21 protein-coding genes and 3 pseudogenes are annotated in these 16,359 nt (G+C 56.5%); 14 read left to right on the plus strand and 10 right to left on the minus strand.

Annotation, left to right across the window (positions count from 1 at the left end):
- Positions 1 to 76: 76 nt before the first annotated feature.
- The gene (locus E2K80_RS14425) at positions 77 to 439 is read right to left on the minus strand and encodes a hypothetical protein (protein ID WP_135375629.1); all 363 of its coding nucleotides are present in this window, start codon (positions 437 to 439) and stop codon (positions 77 to 79) included.
- Positions 440 to 644: 205 nt separating this feature from the next.
- On the opposite strand from E2K80_RS14425, the gene E2K80_RS14430 reads away from it, so the two are divergent.
- The 8 genes and pseudogenes from E2K80_RS14430 (at position 645) to E2K80_RS14465 (ending at position 7,793) form a co-directional block, all read left to right on the plus strand.
- Positions 645 to 1,634 (plus strand): glutathione S-transferase family protein, encoded by a 990-nt coding sequence (locus tag E2K80_RS14430; protein ID WP_135375630.1) that lies wholly within the window; start codon positions 645 to 647, stop codon positions 1,632 to 1,634.
- A 24-nt stretch (positions 1,635 to 1,658) separates the two neighbouring features.
- Positions 1,659 to 2,693, plus strand: coding sequence for a threonine-phosphate decarboxylase (locus E2K80_RS14435; protein WP_135375631.1), 1,035 nt, complete (start codon positions 1,659 to 1,661; stop codon positions 2,691 to 2,693).
- Between the two features lie 6 nt (positions 2,694 to 2,699).
- Entirely contained in the window at positions 2,700 to 3,599 is a 900-nt protein-coding gene (cbiB, locus tag E2K80_RS14440) for an adenosylcobinamide-phosphate synthase CbiB (protein ID WP_135375632.1), read from the plus strand.
- 153 nt (positions 3,600 to 3,752) lie between these two features.
- Positions 3,753 to 4,933: pseudogene (locus E2K80_RS14445) on the plus strand (lytic murein transglycosylase).
- Between the two features lie 53 nt (positions 4,934 to 4,986).
- Complete coding sequence (locus E2K80_RS14450; RefSeq protein ID WP_210405395.1) at positions 4,987 to 5,310, plus strand: hypothetical protein; 324 nt, start codon at positions 4,987 to 4,989, stop codon at positions 5,308 to 5,310.
- Between the two features lie 405 nt (positions 5,311 to 5,715).
- The gene (locus tag E2K80_RS14455; RefSeq protein ID WP_135375634.1) at positions 5,716 to 6,384 is read left to right on the plus strand and encodes a hypothetical protein; all 669 of its coding nucleotides are present in this window, start codon (positions 5,716 to 5,718) and stop codon (positions 6,382 to 6,384) included.
- A 792-nt stretch (positions 6,385 to 7,176) separates the two neighbouring features.
- On the plus strand, positions 7,177 to 7,470 hold the full coding sequence (locus tag E2K80_RS14460; protein WP_135372336.1) for a transposase: 294 nt from the start codon (positions 7,177 to 7,179) through the stop codon (positions 7,468 to 7,470).
- An 8-nt stretch (positions 7,471 to 7,478) separates the two neighbouring features.
- Positions 7,479 to 7,793, plus strand: a complete 315-nt coding sequence (locus tag E2K80_RS14465) for an IS3 family transposase (RefSeq protein ID WP_135375635.1) — start codon at positions 7,479 to 7,481, stop codon at positions 7,791 to 7,793.
- On the opposite strand, the gene E2K80_RS19970 is transcribed toward E2K80_RS14465, so the two are convergent.
- Complete coding sequence (locus E2K80_RS19970) at positions 7,676 to 8,212, minus strand: ArdC family protein (protein ID WP_338014550.1); 537 nt, start codon at positions 8,210 to 8,212, stop codon at positions 7,676 to 7,678. The genes E2K80_RS14465 and E2K80_RS19970 overlap by 118 nt on opposite strands.
- 419 nt (positions 8,213 to 8,631) lie before the next feature.
- Here E2K80_RS19970 and E2K80_RS14475 point away from each other — a divergent pair, with 419 nt between their 5' ends.
- Together E2K80_RS14475 and E2K80_RS14480 are read left to right on the plus strand one after the other, a co-directional pair.
- Entirely contained in the window at positions 8,632 to 8,976 is a 345-nt protein-coding gene (locus E2K80_RS14475; RefSeq protein WP_135375636.1) for an ArsR/SmtB family transcription factor, read from the plus strand.
- On the plus strand, positions 8,966 to 9,421 hold the full coding sequence (locus tag E2K80_RS14480; protein WP_168193203.1) for an SRPBCC family protein: 456 nt from the start codon (positions 8,966 to 8,968) through the stop codon (positions 9,419 to 9,421). Before E2K80_RS14475 ends, E2K80_RS14480 begins: the two co-directional genes overlap by 11 nt.
- 13 nt (positions 9,422 to 9,434) lie before the next feature.
- Here E2K80_RS14480 and E2K80_RS14485 read toward each other — a convergent pair.
- The 3 genes and pseudogenes from E2K80_RS14485 to E2K80_RS14495 all read right to left on the minus strand — a co-directional run bounded on the left by E2K80_RS14485 (position 9,435) and on the right by E2K80_RS14495 (position 11,176).
- Positions 9,435 to 10,243: pseudogene (locus tag E2K80_RS14485) on the minus strand (IS5 family transposase).
- A 157-nt stretch (positions 10,244 to 10,400) separates the two neighbouring features.
- Positions 10,401 to 10,733, minus strand: coding sequence for an ArsR/SmtB family transcription factor (locus tag E2K80_RS14490; protein ID WP_135373851.1), 333 nt, complete (start codon positions 10,731 to 10,733; stop codon positions 10,401 to 10,403).
- Positions 10,730 to 11,176 carry an SRPBCC family protein gene (locus tag E2K80_RS14495; protein WP_135375638.1) on the minus strand — a complete coding sequence of 149 codons (447 nt, stop codon included), beginning with the start codon at positions 11,174 to 11,176 and terminating at the stop codon, positions 10,730 to 10,732. Before E2K80_RS14495 ends, E2K80_RS14490 begins: the two co-directional genes overlap by 4 nt.
- A gap of 292 nt (positions 11,177 to 11,468) precedes the next feature.
- On the opposite strand from E2K80_RS14495, the gene E2K80_RS14500 reads away from it, so the two are divergent.
- The 3 genes from E2K80_RS14500 to E2K80_RS14510 all read left to right on the plus strand — a co-directional run bounded on the left by E2K80_RS14500 (position 11,469) and on the right by E2K80_RS14510 (position 13,561).
- Complete coding sequence (locus E2K80_RS14500) at positions 11,469 to 12,086, plus strand: glutathione S-transferase family protein (protein ID WP_135375639.1); 618 nt, start codon at positions 11,469 to 11,471, stop codon at positions 12,084 to 12,086.
- Between the two features lie 184 nt (positions 12,087 to 12,270).
- The gene (locus E2K80_RS14505; RefSeq protein ID WP_135375640.1) at positions 12,271 to 13,161 is read left to right on the plus strand and encodes a serine hydrolase domain-containing protein; all 891 of its coding nucleotides are present in this window, start codon (positions 12,271 to 12,273) and stop codon (positions 13,159 to 13,161) included.
- Between the two features lie 64 nt (positions 13,162 to 13,225).
- Entirely contained in the window at positions 13,226 to 13,561 is a 336-nt protein-coding gene (locus E2K80_RS14510) for a hypothetical protein (protein WP_135375641.1), read from the plus strand.
- Positions 13,562 to 13,646: 85 nt separating this feature from the next.
- Here E2K80_RS14510 and E2K80_RS14515 read toward each other — a convergent pair whose 3' ends face one another.
- From E2K80_RS14515 to E2K80_RS14530, 4 genes and pseudogenes are all read right to left on the minus strand, one after another.
- Positions 13,647 to 14,090 (minus strand): MarR family winged helix-turn-helix transcriptional regulator, encoded by a 444-nt coding sequence (locus E2K80_RS14515; RefSeq protein ID WP_135375642.1) that lies wholly within the window; start codon positions 14,088 to 14,090, stop codon positions 13,647 to 13,649.
- Positions 14,091 to 14,184: 94 nt separating this feature from the next.
- Positions 14,185 to 14,802, minus strand: a complete 618-nt coding sequence (locus E2K80_RS14520; protein ID WP_135371897.1) for an IS630 family transposase — start codon at positions 14,800 to 14,802, stop codon at positions 14,185 to 14,187.
- A gap of 64 nt (positions 14,803 to 14,866) precedes the next feature.
- Positions 14,867 to 15,241 carry a transposase gene (locus tag E2K80_RS14525; protein ID WP_135371899.1) on the minus strand — a complete coding sequence of 125 codons (375 nt, stop codon included), beginning with the start codon at positions 15,239 to 15,241 and terminating at the stop codon, positions 14,867 to 14,869.
- Between the two features lie 88 nt (positions 15,242 to 15,329).
- Positions 15,330 to 15,700 (minus strand): annotated as a pseudogene (locus tag E2K80_RS14530) (transposase); the annotation flags it as partial.
- A 301-nt stretch (positions 15,701 to 16,001) separates the two neighbouring features.
- Here E2K80_RS14530 and E2K80_RS19335 point away from each other — a divergent pair.
- A complete protein-coding gene (locus E2K80_RS19335; protein WP_210405396.1) occupies positions 16,002 to 16,247 on the plus strand; it encodes a hypothetical protein in 246 nt (81 codons plus the stop codon).
- Here the strand turns inward: E2K80_RS19335 and E2K80_RS19975 are convergent.
- On the minus strand, positions 16,240 to 16,359 hold the full coding sequence (locus tag E2K80_RS19975) for an integrase core domain-containing protein (RefSeq protein WP_443216559.1): 120 nt from the start codon (positions 16,357 to 16,359) through the stop codon (positions 16,240 to 16,242). The genes E2K80_RS19335 and E2K80_RS19975 overlap by 8 nt on opposite strands.

Here is a 16,359-nt window from a genome sequence, read left to right on the forward strand (position 1 = left end):
TTTATCGGGTAGCCCGATCATTTCGCGCAATAATTGTGCAAGTTCCGCCGCCCTGACAGGCGGCCGGACGAATCGCCTATGTCTTTCCGGACCGGTCAGACAAGAGGGCGATGGCACTGAGATCGGGATGTTCGAAATCCACCGGGGGGTGATCGGCGGCGGGGGTGTTGCGTTTGTATTCATAGCGCATCAAATCGCCTTCATGCGCCGAGGCCATGATCAGCGCCTGATACAGATGCCTTGGCCCGTCATATATATCGACCAGCCCCCGCAAACGCGGGGCGGTTTCGGCATCCACGGCAAACCCATCCTCGCCATAGTCAAGGATCGGATAGACCTCATCACCGACATGAACGCGGCGATGGGCCCGGCGTTTCAGGTCACGCTTGCGGGCGGCTTTCAGCCCTTCCAGCACGTCTTTCGGCAGGAAATCAGTCATGGCAGCATCCTATCCCAGATAAGGTTAACATGCCGCAACCACCTTTACCGTCAACATGTCTCTGCCAAACGGGGGCAATCGTCGCAGCCGTGCCACAGTGGGATGTGCAGCCATGCAGATATGCCTCTGCGCGGATTCCGGTTTCCCTCGGGCGGCGGGTGACACTACCTGAAAGCTGTGACCACAGGATGTAAGGACGGCCGATATGGGATTGCTTGTTGACGGAACCTGGCAGGACAACTGGTATAACACCAAATCCTCTGGCGGTGCGTTCAAACGCCAGGAGGCGCAGTTTCGCAACTGGATCACCGTAGATGGCAGCCCGGGGCCAACCGGTGATGGCGGGTTCAGGGCGGAAAGCGGGCGGTACCATCTTTATGTCGCCCATGCCTGCCCCTGGGCCAACCGCACGCTGATCTTCCGTACCCTGAAGGGGCTGGAGCCGCATATAGATATCTCGGTCATGCATCCCGATATGCTGTCGGATGGCTGGACCTTCGAGACCGGTTTTGACGGTGCCACAGGCGACCGGCAATTCGGTCTGCCTTTCGCCCGCGACATCTATCTGAAAGCCAGGCCGGATATGACGGGCCGCGTGACCGTGCCGATCCTCTGGGACAAGACGCAGGGCACCATCGTTTCAAACGAATCCTCTGAAATCATCCGGATGTTCAACTCCGCCTTCAATGAGATCACCGGCGATACGCAGGATTTCTACCCGCAAGCGCTGCGCGACCGGATCGACCCGATCAATGCCCGCATCTATTCCGACATCAATAACGGGGTCTACAAATCCGGGTTCGCGACCACGCAGGAGGCTTATGACACCGCCGTTCACGCGCTTTTCGATACGCTGGGCTGGGTGGAGGGGATTTTGTCTGAAAACCGCTATCTGGCGGGCGGTCAGGTGACAGAGGCCGATTGGCGGCTGCTGACAACGCTGGTCCGGTTCGATCTGGTGTATCACCTGCATTTCAAATGCAACCGGCACCGGTTGATCGACTATCCGAACCTCTGGGCCTATACGCGGGAGCTTTATCAATGGCCCGGTGTCGCCGACACAATCAATTTCGATCATATCGTGCGCCATTACCATTACAGCCATGAAAGCGTTAATCCGCATCGGATCGTGCCGATCAATCCGGTGATCGACTGGATGGCCCCCCATGGCCGAGAAGCATTGCAGGCCGCCTGAAAATCGGGTTCAAGCCGAAGGGTCATGCGTGATGCGACCCAACCCCTTGATCATGGTGGCGGCCTTGATGCCGCCATTGCCCGCTATGGCGGCAGCCGCGCTGACTGGCTGGACCTGTCGACCGGGATCAACCCGGTGCCCTACCCGGTGAACGGGATTTCAGCCGGGGCGTGGACGGCTCTGCCGGATCAGGCGGCGATGGACCGTCTGCTTGCCGCCGCGCGCGCGTTCTGGAACGTACCCGATGGTGCCATGATCATCGCCGCACCCGGTGCGTCATCGTTGATCCGCCGGTTGCACCCTGTGCTATGCACAGCGGGTGCCAGCCCGATGGCGGCCTATATTCCCGAACCCACTTATAATGAATGGCGCGCGGCTTTCCCGGTTTCACCCGATGCCGATGCGCCGGGCCCCGAGGCTGATATCCATATCTATGTGCATCCCAACAATCCGGATGGTCGCCTGACACAAGCCACCGCGATCGGGGGTCGGGCAATCACCATTGTCGATGAAAGCTTTTGCGATACGGCGCCGGAGTTGAGCCACATGGCCCGGACCGCCGAGGATGGTGTTATCGTCATCAAAAGCTTCGGGAAATTCTGGGGGCTAGCGGGCCTGCGTCTGGGCTTCGCAATCGGGCGCCCGGATATGCTGCGCCCCCATCATGGCGCATCAGGGGTCAACGCCGATGATCTCAAAGCCGCGCTTGGCCCCTGGCCGGTCTCTGGCCCCGCATTGGAGATTGGCGCGCGGGCTTTGGAAGACATGGGCTGGGCAGAGGATACACGCAGCCGCTTGAAGGAAGAGACCGACCGGCTGGACCGGATGCTCACAGAGACGGGCGCGCGCCTTGTGGGCGGGACAAGCCTGTTCCGCACTTATGAGGTGACAAATGCGCAAAGCTGGCAAACCCGGCTTGCACAACATCATATCTGGACCCGTATTTTCCCGTATAACAGGACCTGGCTGCGCCTTGGTCTGCCCCATCCCGACCACTGGCCCCGGCTTGAAAAGGCCGTTGCGGCAAGTGCGGTGATGGCGCGGCCCGGCGGCAGTTGACACTCCATGGCCCTGTTTGTCGCCCTTCTTCTTGACGCCGCTTTTGGTGAGCCCCGCTGGCTCTGGTCCCGCCTTCCGCATCCGGCGGTACTGATGGGGCGTGCCGTGGGTTGGGCCGATGCAACGGTCAACCAGGGGGCCGGGCGACAGCTTAAAGGGGTGATCTTGCTTCTGGCGCTTGTCGGCCTTGCCGGCGGGGTTGGCTTTGGGCTGATGGCGCTGCCCGGGCAGATTGTCGATACTCTGCTTGCCGCGATCCTTCTGGCGCAGCGCAGCCTTGTGCAGCATGTCCAGGCGGTGGCCGATGCCCTTCGCTATGGGCCTGTGCCTGCGCGCCGGGCTGTTGCCATGATTGTCGGCCGGGATACTGCCGATATGTCAGAGGCCGAGATCAGCCGCGCCGCGATTGAAAGCGCCGCCGAAAACCTCTCTGACGGGGTGATTGCGCCTGCGTTCTGGTTTCTTGCCCTCGGCCTGCCGGGCATTCTGATCTACAAGATCGTGAACACGGCTGACAGCATGATCGGCCACCGCACCCCGCAATATGAACAATTCGGCAAGGCCGCCGCGCGGCTGGACGATGTGCTGAACTGGCTGCCCGCCCGGCTGACCGCCTGTCTGGTTGCACTGGCCTGTGCCAATCCGCGGGCCTGGCATCTGGCCCGGCGGGAGGCGTATCTGCATCGCTCCCCCAATGCGGGCTGGCCCGAGGCGGCGATGGCTGCTGTTCTCAACATCGCGCTGTCCGGGCCGCGCAGTTATCACGGCGAACGCAAGGATTTCCCCTTCGTGAATGCGCAAGGGGCCCGCAACCCCGGCGCCCGCGACATTGACGCCGCCACAGGCGTTCTCTGGCGGGTATGGGCGCTGATGACCGCACTGGTTTTCAGTCTGGCGCTTTTCTGACGGTTTGCGCCGCCCGGCATCCTTGCGAATGCGTTTCGCAGGTTACATGGATGCGGATGCCACCGCTTTCGTGTTTGAGCCGAAGGCGAAAGACATTTCAAAATCAAATCGAAACGCGATAGGCTGTGGCAGATTTTAAAACAGGATTGTCCCATGCGATTTCTAACCACGGCCTTTTTTGCCCTCAGCCTTACGCTCACCACCGCCCCGGGATTTGCCCAGCAATGCGGCGGCTCATTCAGCAGCTTTGTCGATGCCCTTCGTGCAGAGGCGGTTGGCCGGGGCCATTCCCAGGCAAATGTCGATGCGTTTTTCCGTTCTGCCCGGTTTGACCAGTCGGTGATCAATGCCGACCGGCGTCAGGGCGTCTTTCAATTGCCCTTCACCGAGTTTTCCCGCCGGGTGATCAGCCAGAACCGGATCACCAATGGTGCCCGCAACGATCAGCGCTATGACAGCGTCTTTGACGTGGCCGAACGGCAATATGGCGTCTCGCGCGGTGTGCTGCTGGCCTTCTGGGCGCTGGAAACCGATTACGGTGCGGTTCAGGGCGATTTCAACACATTGAACGCGCTTGTCACCTTGTCCCATGATTGCCGCCGGCCGCAGCTTTTCCGCCCGCAGGTCTTTGCAGCCCTTGAACTGTTCGAAAACGGCGATTTCAATCCGGCCACCACAACCGGGGCCTGGGCGGGCGAAATCGGCATGGTGCAGATGCTGCCCGAAGACATCCTGACCCGGGGGTCGATGGCGATGGCGACGGGCATGTGACGCTGAAAACCTCACCCGCCGATGCGTTGCTGTCTGGCGCCAATATGCTGCGCAGTCTGGGCTGGCGGGCCAATGAACCCTGGCTGGTCGAGGTCACCGTGCCCGGCAATCTGGACTGGGCGGCAACCGGTCTCGACACCACGCGCCGCGTATCCGAGTGGGAGGCCGCAGGCATTCGCGCGCGTTCCGGCAGCCTGCCGGGCGGAAATTTACCTGCCTCGGTGCTACTGCCACAGGGGCGCAACGGCCCGGCTTTTCTGGCCTATCCGAATTTCAACGTCTTCTTTGAATGGAACCAAAGCTTTGTCTATGTCACCACCGCGGCCTATTTCGCCACGAGGCTGGAAGGCGCCCCGGTCTATAATGCGGGCGGTGCCACAAACGGGTTAAGCCCGGATCAGATGCGCCAGTTGCAGGAACGTCTGGTGGCGCGTGGCCATGATGTGGGCGGGGTTGATGGCATTCTGGGCCGGATGACCCGCGCCGCCGTGCAGGCCGAACAGCGGCGTCTGGGGTTGCCTGCGGATGCCTGGCCGACACCCGAACTGCTGAGGCAGCTATAATCCGCCCGCAATATCACTTTCGCCGGGTCGGCGAAGACATCCATATCTGGGATGTGCGCAAACTGCTTGAACGGGCCGGGGAGTTACCGGTGACCCCGGTGCCCCTGTCCGGGATCGGTGAGATTGATGAACCCTATTGGTTCAGCGAAGCGGACAGGCCCGCCACCTGCCGCGCAATCATGGCCCATGCGACACAGGTGGCCGGGGTTGATATCACCTACCCGATCCTCCTGTGTGCCGAGGGCCGGGTGATGGACGGGATGCACCGGGTGATGAAAGCGCTGGGTGATGGGCATGATACCATCCCGGCGCGACAGCTGATCACCACACCGCCGCCTGATTATTTGAACATGGCTCCGAGCGACCTGCCATATTGAGCCGTTTTTGCGGTTTCAGAGCATATTTACGAGCATGAGGCCGGTAACGGGGGGCAGTTAGGCCTATGGGCCTGACTTTACTTTTGGGCAGGGAATAACCATTATATAGACTATTGGAACGTGGTTCCTCTCAGCTTACTTACCTCCTTCCGCCGCATCGCCATGCGCGGCGACAAGACCGATACCAGATTCTCAGCAATGATCTGCCCATGCGCAGCCTCATCAATTCGTGATGAAGCTCAACAGAGCCTGTCCGTGCTATAGTGTCTGAACATAAACACGAGATCCTTTGTAAGGTCTTTGCCTTCAGGCAGAGACGAATACGATTCTCATTCACGATATAAGCAACTCCCGTTCGGGTGCCCGAACAGATTTCAGATAAACACAAGGGCCGGAGCAGTATAAATGAGCATATTAGCGGGAACGAACCGTTACAAAACGACCCATTCAGGAACGGGTACACATCGCCTGGTATTCCCCATCCTGATAGAATTTTTGGTGCTTTTGGTCCTGTTGATAGCAGTCGTCCTTGCGATCAACATCGACGTTGTAATTCTTGAAAACAACCTGTCCGAAGTTTCTGTGACGGAGATTCTGCAAAGCGTATTCATATTGGTCTCTGCTATGATATTCGCATGGCGGGCATGGCGGCACATCAGATCACGGGGATATTTTATCGCAGTCGCAACCTTGTTCGCCTGCATGTTTGTCCGGGAGAATGACGCGTTACTGGATCACATCCGCCACGGATTCTGGATTGTTCCGGTGGGGATGATCGCATGCTTTGGCATCATAAGTGTGTGTCGCTACAGGGATAGCCTTGCAGGGCCGCTTGCCCGTCATTTTCAGGAGCGTCACACCACATTCATTTTCATTGGCCTTCTGCTGCTGCTGGTATTCAGCCGCCTCTTCGGGACGGGTTCGCTGTGGCAAGCGGTTATGGGTGCCGGATATGACCCGTCTGTAAAAACCGTTGTGCAGGAAGGATTGGAATTGCTCGGCTACGCCCTGATCACTTACGGGACAGTTCTGTCTTTCGCCAACCGGGAAACGGCGCCTGATACGCATAGGTAGAACGAAGCGCCCGGCTCAACGTCTAGGCGGCACACCTGTAGAAAATCTGTAACGTGGAACCTGATTGACGCGCGGCTATAGCATCGTCCATGTAATCTGTAACGCACATGCATTTCGTGGAGGGCATCGCCCGAACCGAGGGGCAGGAAGCGAAGCGCCCGCCCCGTGGGGGCGGCTCAGACGCTGCCCGGCGGTGCCGCCGGGCGGGAGCATGGTGCGGGGTGATTCAGGATTTCAGGCCGAAGCTATAGAACATATGACCGCGTGTCGCCAGACCCGCCAACAGCACCTGCAGGCCCTGTGCCTGATTTACGGCTTCAAGATGTTCTCGGGCCAAGGCGCGGGATCTCAAGACACGGCTTTGACCGTGAAACCAAGACGGCACGTGACGCCCGCGATGCTGGCGCTGGGGGCATGGATTTAAGGGGGCCTGACCCTAAAGCACCCTGCCTGAAACTTGAATCACAAATGCCCTGCCACGCTTCGCGTTCTCGGGACATTTGTGATGCGCGATGTCTCAGGTTTAAGGCAGCATGCTGTAGGTTCCAGACCCATTAGAGCGTTTTGCGTTTAATCGGTTCTGTAGCCTGCTGCTTTGAAGAAATTGAAGCCTGCTTCGTCGGTGAAGAGATCGCAGACGTGGCCAACCGCATTCCACAGCGTATCGTATGTTCTGGCTGCGGCTCTTCGGATCAACGTCTTGAGCTTTGAGTGAGCTACCCCCCGAAATTTGGACACTGACGTAAGCTATGATTTGCTGTCTGCTGATCTCCGACGAAGAGGAGATCAGAGATGTCGAAACGGAAGAACCACAGCGCTGAGTTCAAGGCGAAAGTTGCGCTTGAAGCTTTGAAGGGGGAACGCACTGTTGCTGAGCTGTCGAGCCAGTTTGGCGTCCATCCCACGATGATCCACAGTTGGAAGCGGGCGCTGTTGGAAGGCGCGTCAGGCGTGTTTGAGCGGGGTGGAAAGAAAGCCCCAGAGATCGACGAAGAACAGGTCAAAGAGCTGCACGCAAAGATTGGGGAGCGGGCGGTGGCCAACGATTTTTTGTCACGAAAGCTCAAGCCCTGGGGCCTGAAGTGAGGCGCGGCATGGTCGAGAAGGACAATCCCAATTTGTCGATTGGCAAGCAGTGCAATCTGCTGTCGATCTCGCGGTCGTCGTTTTACTACCAGCCCAAAGGCGAGACGGCGATGAACCTGATGTTGATGCGCCAGATCGACGAGCAGTTCCTGGAAACGCCGTTCTTTGGTGTTCGCCAAATGACCTGGCATCTGCGCAACGACGGTCATTTGGTCAATGAAAAGCGGATCGGGCGTCTGATGCGGCTCATGGGCTTGCCGTACTTCACAACGGTGGCGGATTTCTCACCCTTGCGAACATGGCCCCCAAGCTGCTTTGCCTGATTGAACGTCATCCAACGGGCTGAGTTGTAGTCCCTGGCCATCGCCGTGGCCCAAAGCATCAGGATGTTGATGCCCCGATAGGCTTCGCCGTTGAACCGTTCCGGCAAGCTGACCGATACCCCGCCACCGGTCCACGGCTTGCGCCAGGGCGGTGTTCCCGCCTCGATCTGTGCAACAATCTGATTGGTAACATGGGTGTAAACGTCAAACTTCTCTGCGGTCATTTGTGACCCTCCTTGCGTGACGCGGGCCGGGTCTCTTCCCCCTTTCCGCCAATGGGCGGGCCTTCCTGCTTCTGTTGTTTGGAATGCCCATGCATTCCGAAGGGCAGAGCAGGTAAGGGCAAAGCCCGTCCTGCGGCCTGGCAGAGCCGTGACAACCGGATGGAGGGCGTGAATTTGGGAGGGAACCGCGCGCATCGCGTGTGGGAGGAACCGGCATTCTCGACCGGAACCGACGCCAACGGCGGCGCTTGCCGGTTTTCTCGGACCTGCCGGGGTGGCAGGCGGATCAATAGAATTTGGAAAACGTCAGGGCCGGGGTGAGCGGGCGTCAGCCCGTCGATCCCCTGCCCTGTCTATCGCTCAAAGCGAGACCGGCACACAGCCGGGATCACAGGATCATGTTTCACCGAAGCATGGAAACCGGTCCTTCAGGTTAGGCGCGGCGAAAGAGGAAAAAGAGCCCTTGCAGATTTTCTGCCATGCGTCGAATGTCGGCTATGATTCAAGAATTATGACAACCCCAAACGTCTTGTGTCCGATTTCGAATTTGATCCACGCAGCGGCATAAGATTCTCCGCATTGCCAAGTGCTCTTCAGTACAGTAACATAACCATATGGTTATTGATTCGCATCGACTCAACAGGGTGTTCGGAGCGTTGTCTGATGAGACGCGACGAGGCATACTTGCCCAGCTTGCGGAAGGCGAGGCTAACGTCGTCCAACTGGCGAAGCCCTATGACATGTCGCAGCCCGCTATCACCAAACACCTAAAGGTATTGGAGGCCGCCGGGCTGGTTCAACGCTGGAGGGTTGGTCGGGAAACCCGTGTGCGGGCCCGAGCAGATACTGCTCAAGAAGCAGTCTCATGGATCACCCACTATTCGAAATTTTGGCAGCAGCATTTTGATGCGGTTGATCAAATCCTACAACAAAATGGGAGCAAGCAAGATGAGCGTTGATACTTCATTTGAAAAAGGAATCCTGACGATTTCGCGGCAATATGACCACCCACTAGACGAAGTCTTTTCCGCTTGGGTGGACGCCGGCAAAACGCGAGAATGGTGGGGCTGCGAGAACACAACCCATGTAACTTCAGAGATCGAAACTGAAGTTGGTGGAAAATACGAACATGCGATGACGATCACCGGAGTGGGCGTACATCCTATCAAGGGCAAGCTGACCGCGTATGAACCGCCAGTACGCTTGGCCTACGAGATGCCAGGTATGAGCGAGGGCGAGATCATGCAAGTGAATGTCTCGTTCAAAGATAGAGATGGCCAAACGGAAGTCACGCTGACGCAATCCATGGTGCCCGCAGAGCTTCGAGGCGTAATTAAAGCTGGTTGGACTGCATCGTTCGAACGTTTGGCCCGCTTCTTCAATGGCGAACGTCGCGCTGCGTGAAGCTGCGCGTCATTTAGGCAGCGGACTCATAAAACTGGCACCATAGCCTGACGGATGCGAGTTTGATCATCGCCAAGAAGTTGGCAGATGTCTTTTCGTATCGGGTGGCTATACGGCGGAAGGAAGCTTTGAGGCGGCCAAAGAACCGCTCGATCTTGTTGCGCTCGCGATAGATATCGACGTCGAACTCGGCGGGCAGTTTGCGGTTGGATTTGGACGGGATGACGTCGATGGCGCCCTGTTCCCAGATCATCTTGCGGATCCAATCCGCGTCATATGCCTTGTCAGCCAGAACGTATTGGCCAGGTTGCAGCCCGTCCAAAAGCTGTTCGCATGGGGGTGCATCGTGGGCTTGGCCCGGCGTCAGTTCATAGCGGATCGGCAACCCGTCCTGATTGGTAAGTGCATGTATTTTCGTGGTTAACCCACCCCGCGACCGGCCCATGCAACGACGCGGGTCGTTTTTTTGAGCGTCGCTGCAGAATGGTGAACCCGAACCGATGTGCCATCCACCATCACGGTGTCGATATTGTGCGCATCGGCGACCGCCTCCATTACCCGATCCCAAATGCCCGCATAAGTCCATCGGTTGAAACGGTTGTAGATCGTTGTGTAGGGGCCGTATTGATCGGGCAAATCGCGCCACGGGATGCCTGTGCGCAAGACATAGAAGATGCCATTGATCACACGCCGATCATCGACACGCTTAACCCCTCGGCTGTTATTTGGGAGCACTGCTTTGATGAACTCCCACTCCAAATCGCTCAAATCTGACCGCGCCATTCCACTGCTCCGCATATTGTCTTGCGGGAAATGAATCATAACAGGCTGGAAACGTGAAGCTCTTTGTAAGTACGCTGCCTAGTTGATCCTGCGTGCGGTGCGGAGAAGGTCCGGATCGAGCCCACCTTTCCAGAACTCCGCAACGCAGCGAATGTCGGCATTTGGGAAATTCGGCGAACTCGGTCCCTTTGAAATTTCATTCGACGTGTGTCTTCAGCCGCTCCAGAGCGCGGTCCCATTTCGTACCTATCTGCACAAGAAATTCGTTCGCCTCGTTCACGCGTGGCAACTCCAGGCTGTATCGCGTTTCCCTCCCGGATTTTACCGCAGAAACGAGTTGAGCTTCTGTCAGGGTTTTGAGGTGCTTACTGACAGCTTGACGAGACACATTCATGCCTTCGCATAGAGACGAAACCGACAGCGAGTCCTCCTGTTGTAGTCGAGCGATCAAGGCAAGACGGCGAGGGTCACCAAGTGAAGCGAATGTAGTCGCAAGCCCCGGTTGTTGGAGGTCGTCATCAACTATCATTCCAAGAAATCCCTAATGTTCTTGGTCTGTGCATCCCAGCCGCCCTCGTTGTCGCGAAATGCTTGCACCGACTTGTTTTTAGGTAATTTTTCAAAGCCGCTCTCTCGTATGGTAAGTTTCGAACCGTTGCCTGATGGTTCAAGAATGAACTCGACCAATGTCGACTTTTGGTCGAGGCGTTGATCATCCGGTTGGACCGTTTCGTCCACTGGCCAAACAAAGCTGAAGCGATGCGGTTCAGCCATTGCTTCCACACGCGCCCAGAATGGTAAGCCTTCGTGCCCAGGGTATGTGACTTCGCCATGCGTCACTTCGCCGACTTTAAATGGGCTATGCAACGACAAGCGGAACCAGGACCCGAATTCGTTGTGATCTGTTAAGGCAATCCAAACCCGTTCAACGGATGCGTTCAGATTTACTACTCTCTCAATATGGTTTTTCATGCGCAACTCCTTGGTTGCATATTGACATGAATCCCTATTTTATGCAACCTGTGAGTTGCCTTTTGGCCGCGATAACTACCTTCATTCAGTTGCTGCGTGTAGACAATCTTCGGACTTTGCTGCAGTTCGCAAAGTCACGCAGAGCAGCTACGAACGGCGAAAAATACAGGATAGAAAGCATCGGATGATACGTCCCAAATTGGAGCATGGCAGCGGATGTCAGCTACCAAGTCGCCCGTAGAGATTAGATGTTCTATGATCGACATGTGATCCAAATCAAAGGGCGATCCCAATGGCCAAAATTACTCTTTATGCATCTAAGGCGTCACGTTCACTGGCCGGGTATTGGGTGCTGGAAGAGCTGGGCATTCCCTACACCGTCGTCGATGTTGATCTCCGAGCGCGCAAGCACCTGGAACCCGAATTCCTTAAGATCAATCCCTCAGGTCGGGTGCCAGTGGTCTCCGTTGATGGAATGATCGTTAGCGAACGCCCAGCGATCTGCGCTCTTCTCGCTGATCGATTTGGGTATGGCTCTCTAGCACCCAAAATCGACTGCCAAGATCGTGGCCCCTATCTCAAATGGTTGGTCTACGCGACTACTGTTGTTGATCCAGCAATTGCGGTTCGCGCTTCGGATCTTGATGCACCACTCCAACATACGACCTGGGACACTGCACAAGGCGCGGTCGAAATTCTTGAACATGCGCTTGACGGTCAAACTTGGTTGCTGGGTGACTGGTTCACAGCTGCAGATGTCGCTATCGGGTCGATCATTGCAATGGCTCGATTCAATAACCTACTTCCTGAAAGCCAGATCTTGAATGACTACGTTGAAAGATTGAAGGAACGCCCGGCCTTTCAGCGGTCTGAAAAACTCACGTGGCCTCCAGAGGTGTTTTCATCCTAAGCAGACGTCTGATTTAAAGGGACCAATGGCTGATTTGTCCGCATCTGTTGAGTTCAGGCCCAATGCGGTGAGGGTCCGGTGTGCGGACGCAGCCGATCTTCGCTGCGGCTGCACCAATGGCTGCTTTCGGGATCGGGTTCGCATCCAAATTGACAAGGTCACGAGGATCACAGACCCTGCTTGTATGAGCGATCAAGAAATATGTTCACACTGGCTTTCTACGTCAGGTCGTGAAGGCGGGAACGGCAATGACGGCGCGCTTTTCCCATACTGGAGCTTTTCAAAAACCGCGATTGCGATCTGTGCACTCAAGTTGGTCGAAGCGCAGGTTTTGGCTTTGGATGCGTTACTCGAAGACCACCCATTCACGCTTCGCCAGTTACTCGGCCATACCTCTGGCCTCCCTGACTATGGGTCACTACCAGAGTACCATGCGGCAGTTGCGCGAGCAGATGAACCGTGGTCGCGCGAACAGTTGCTTGATGCGACGCTGGCGCAGGGCATGCTGTTCGCGCCGGGTGAGGGATGGTCATACTCCAATATCGGTTATCTGCTTACACGGGGTTTGATCGAACAGAAAACTGGAAAGTCGCTTGGAGACGCCATTTCCGATATGATTTGCAAGCCGTTGGGTTTGGAAAATGTGACGTTTTGGGAAAATCTTGAACAATCTGCTGCACTGCATTGGGATGCTGCGACTGGCTATGATCCGGGGTGGGTATACCACGGCTGTCTCATTGGATCGGCTTCGGACGCATCACACTTGCTACATGCTCTCTTCTCAAATGATTTGCTCAGATCAGACACGCTGGCGGAGATGCTGAACCGACGCTCGCTTGGCGGTGCCATTCCCGGTCGTCCATGGACGGAGTGCGGGTATGCCTTGGGTCTGATGTCCGGTGGGATTAGCGGCGCAGGACGAGGTGTCGGACATTCTGGCGGAGGACCTTTCAGCGTAAACGCTGTCTATCACTACCCTGACCTAGCCGACCCGATGACGATTGCCTGTTTCACAGACGGGACAGATGAAGGGGTGGCGGAGTTTGCCGCCGCAGAGTTGGCAAATCGACAATGATGGGTTCGCCCCACACAACGGACATAGGCCCCTTGTCACTTCTTGAAAACCGGACGCTCATGCTGTGCGCAGCATCAGTCAAGATGAGCTCAAAGCAGACCTTTGGACCAAAAGAGCTTTGGGTTACGATGAGGTGCCACACAAAGGGGGCAACATGACGTCCAAAACTTCTGTAATCTTGTATCGCACTTTTCTCTTCATCATGATGGTATCGGGCAGTTTTCTGATCCGACAGTCATATGATGAACATGCCAAATGGACAGAATATGTAGGTTTGGGTGACCTTTCAGGCGCTGAGGCCTACGAGGTAGGGTTTTGGCTTTCCGCAATACCAGGATTTTCGTCGCTGATAATAGGCGCATTTTTTATTGGTGTTCATGCATCAAAAGTCAGGGCTTGATGCGCCAGCTAAAGTTACTTTGACGTCTGAGTTGCGGACTTTGCTGCCAATGGGCCAATGTCTCCTATCGGTAAATTCTCTGGTTTCAGCGACTTCTTGAGCGATGGGCTGCGCTCAACTTTCTGAGGCAATTGTTGAGCATTGCGCACTCTTCGTCGCTCAGCCCGTTCATCAAGGTCATCAGAATTTGTGTCCGTTCTTCGCAGCTTTCTACAAGGATGGTCTGACCCGTTTCGGTCACGGATAGTCTAGGTGTCCGACGATCCCCTTTATCACTGTGTTTTTCGACCCAGCCACGCGCTTCGAGTGTGTTGACCAGACGGCTCATGGTCGGGCGACTGACGCCTTCATGGCTGGCAAGCAGATGGAGACGGTCCTTTCCAAACTCCGAGATGGCAGCGATTGCGGAAAGCTGTTGGCCTGTGGCCCCCGCACGTTGTTCGATCTGTCGCATCGTACGGTCCAGCATTGGCAAAACCTGATGCAACGCTTGCGCGGCGAAAAATTTACTGGGGTTCATGTCAGTCATTAGCTATACTAACGACAATCGCTGCAGGAGAGCAAGTCATGGAAATTCATAAGGGCCGATTGGTCGATCATATCCACCTTAGAGCGTTTTGCGTTTAATTGGTTCCATATCCTGCGGCTTTGAAGAAGTTGAAGCCTTCTTCGTCCGTGAAGAGATCGCACACTTGACCGACCGCGTTCCATAACGCGTCATATGTTCTTGCTGCGGCTTTTCGGATCAGCGTTTTGAGCTTTGAGAAAGCCATCTCTATGGGGTTGAGATCGGGCGAGTATGGCGGCAAGAACAAGAACCACGCACCGACATCGCGCAACATTTCGGCGGCCCGCGCACTTTTGTGGCTGGAAAGGTTGTCCAGGATGATCACGTCCCCCTTGCTCAGGGTCGGTGCGAGTTGGGTTTCGACGTAGGTATCGAATGTCACGCGGTTCATGGCACCGTCGATGACCCATGGCGCGTCCAGCCTGTTATGTCGCAACGCCGCGACAAAGGTTTGCGTGCGCCAGTGCCCGAAAGGCGCGTGATCGACCAGCCGCTGACCGCGCGGTGCCCAGCCGGTCGTCTTGGCCATGTTGGTTTTCAGCCAGGTTTCGTCAATGAAGCCAATACGTTCCAGCATATGTGCCATGAACGGCTGGCTGTGTGTGATCCAGATATGCCTTTGCCGGGCAACCTTGGCACGCTTCTGCTCAAGAGCTTGCAGGTCTTTTTTTATGCGTCAGCCCGAGCCGCTGAAAAAGTCGCCAGACCGAGCTAAAGCACCCTGCCTTAAACTTGACTCACAAATACCCTGCCACGCTTCGCGTTCCCGGGACATTTGTGATGTGCGATGTCTCAGGTTTAAGGCAGCATGCTGTAGGAGCGACAGACACGCCGCGCTCTGCCTGTAAACGCGCCGCCATTTCGTCAAGCGTGATCTCGCCTTTGGCGTCCACCTGCGCGCGCACCCAATCTTTGTGAGGCGTCAGCTTGCCGATACCGCGATGACCCTGGCGTGTCGGCGCAAGCGATCCCGTCCCGCGCTTCAGCTTGACCATGTCATTGACGAATTTGACGGAAACGTCGAACCGCGTCGCCGCTGAGTGATGCGTGTTACCTGCCTCGACATGCGCAACAACACGTTGCCGAAGCTCCATCGGATGAGGTTTCCCCATAAAGACCGCCCTTGTTGTTTGAAAACAAGGAATCACGGTTCAAACCATTTGGGAATCCCGAATCCGGTCAGCCGAAAAACGCTCTAATTTACAGCCAGAATAGGACTGTAGCAGCGAGAGTGATAGCCGAGAGGAATACCTTTGGGCATCTGTCATATCGTGTTGCGACGCGGCGCCAGTCCTTTATAGCGTTTCGACTTTACATTGAAGCAGTGCAACGGCTTTAGCGTTTGAGCCAAAGGCGAAAGACAGCGAAAGGCGTTTCAACATAAAGTCGAAACGCTTTAGGCGTCCGAACATTATCTCGATGCGGTTTCTGCGTTTGTAGCGCCGCTTGTCGTATCGAACAGGCTTGTCGCGTGATTTTCGACCTGGGATGCAGGGCCTAATTCCCCTGTCATTAAGGGCTTCGCGGAACCAGTCTGCGTCATAGCCTCGATCTCCCAGTAGCCAGTCAGCCGATGCGCGACGAGCCGCTGCCTCTCTTCGCAACCGCGACGGAGCGTGAGGAGCGGTTCGTCCCGGAGATAATCGAGCCCACAATCCTGCTCCGTCCTATGGCAGCGGGCCGCGAGGTGATCGAGGATTATGGCCGTGTGGGCCTGTCGCTTCGCGCGCATCCACTCTCCTTCCTGCGGGAGGACCTGCAGCGGCGCCGGATCACAACTTGTGCGGCGGCCATGGCAGCCCCGAACGGTCATTGGCACGAGGCTGCTGGCATCGTCCTCGTCCGTCAGCGTCCTGGTAGTGCTAAGGCGTTATGTTCATCACATTGGAAGATGAGATCGGGACCGCGAACCTCGTCGTCTGGCCGAAGGTCTTCAAGGCGAACCGGCGCACAGCCCTGTCGGCCCGCATGATGGCCGTGCGTGATCGCATTCAGCGAGAGGGAGACGTGGTCCATCTGGTGGCTTACCGGATTACCAATCTGTCAGCCGAGTTGACCAGCGTCGGACAGCGGGACGAAGCTGACCTGCTCCCCTGTGAGTCCGCGTTTTTCAGTTAGCTCTGTTCAGGTTTTGGTCCTCGCTTGACCGTTGGTGATACTCCCACGGGGTGAGCCCGTCGAGGCTCGAATGTGGGCGGTTGTGATTGTAGTCGTTTCGCCATGCCGCAAT

It is taken from the genome of Rhodophyticola sp. CCM32, from assembly GCF_004751985.1.
Classification (GTDB): domain Bacteria; phylum Pseudomonadota; class Alphaproteobacteria; order Rhodobacterales; family Rhodobacteraceae; genus Rhodophyticola.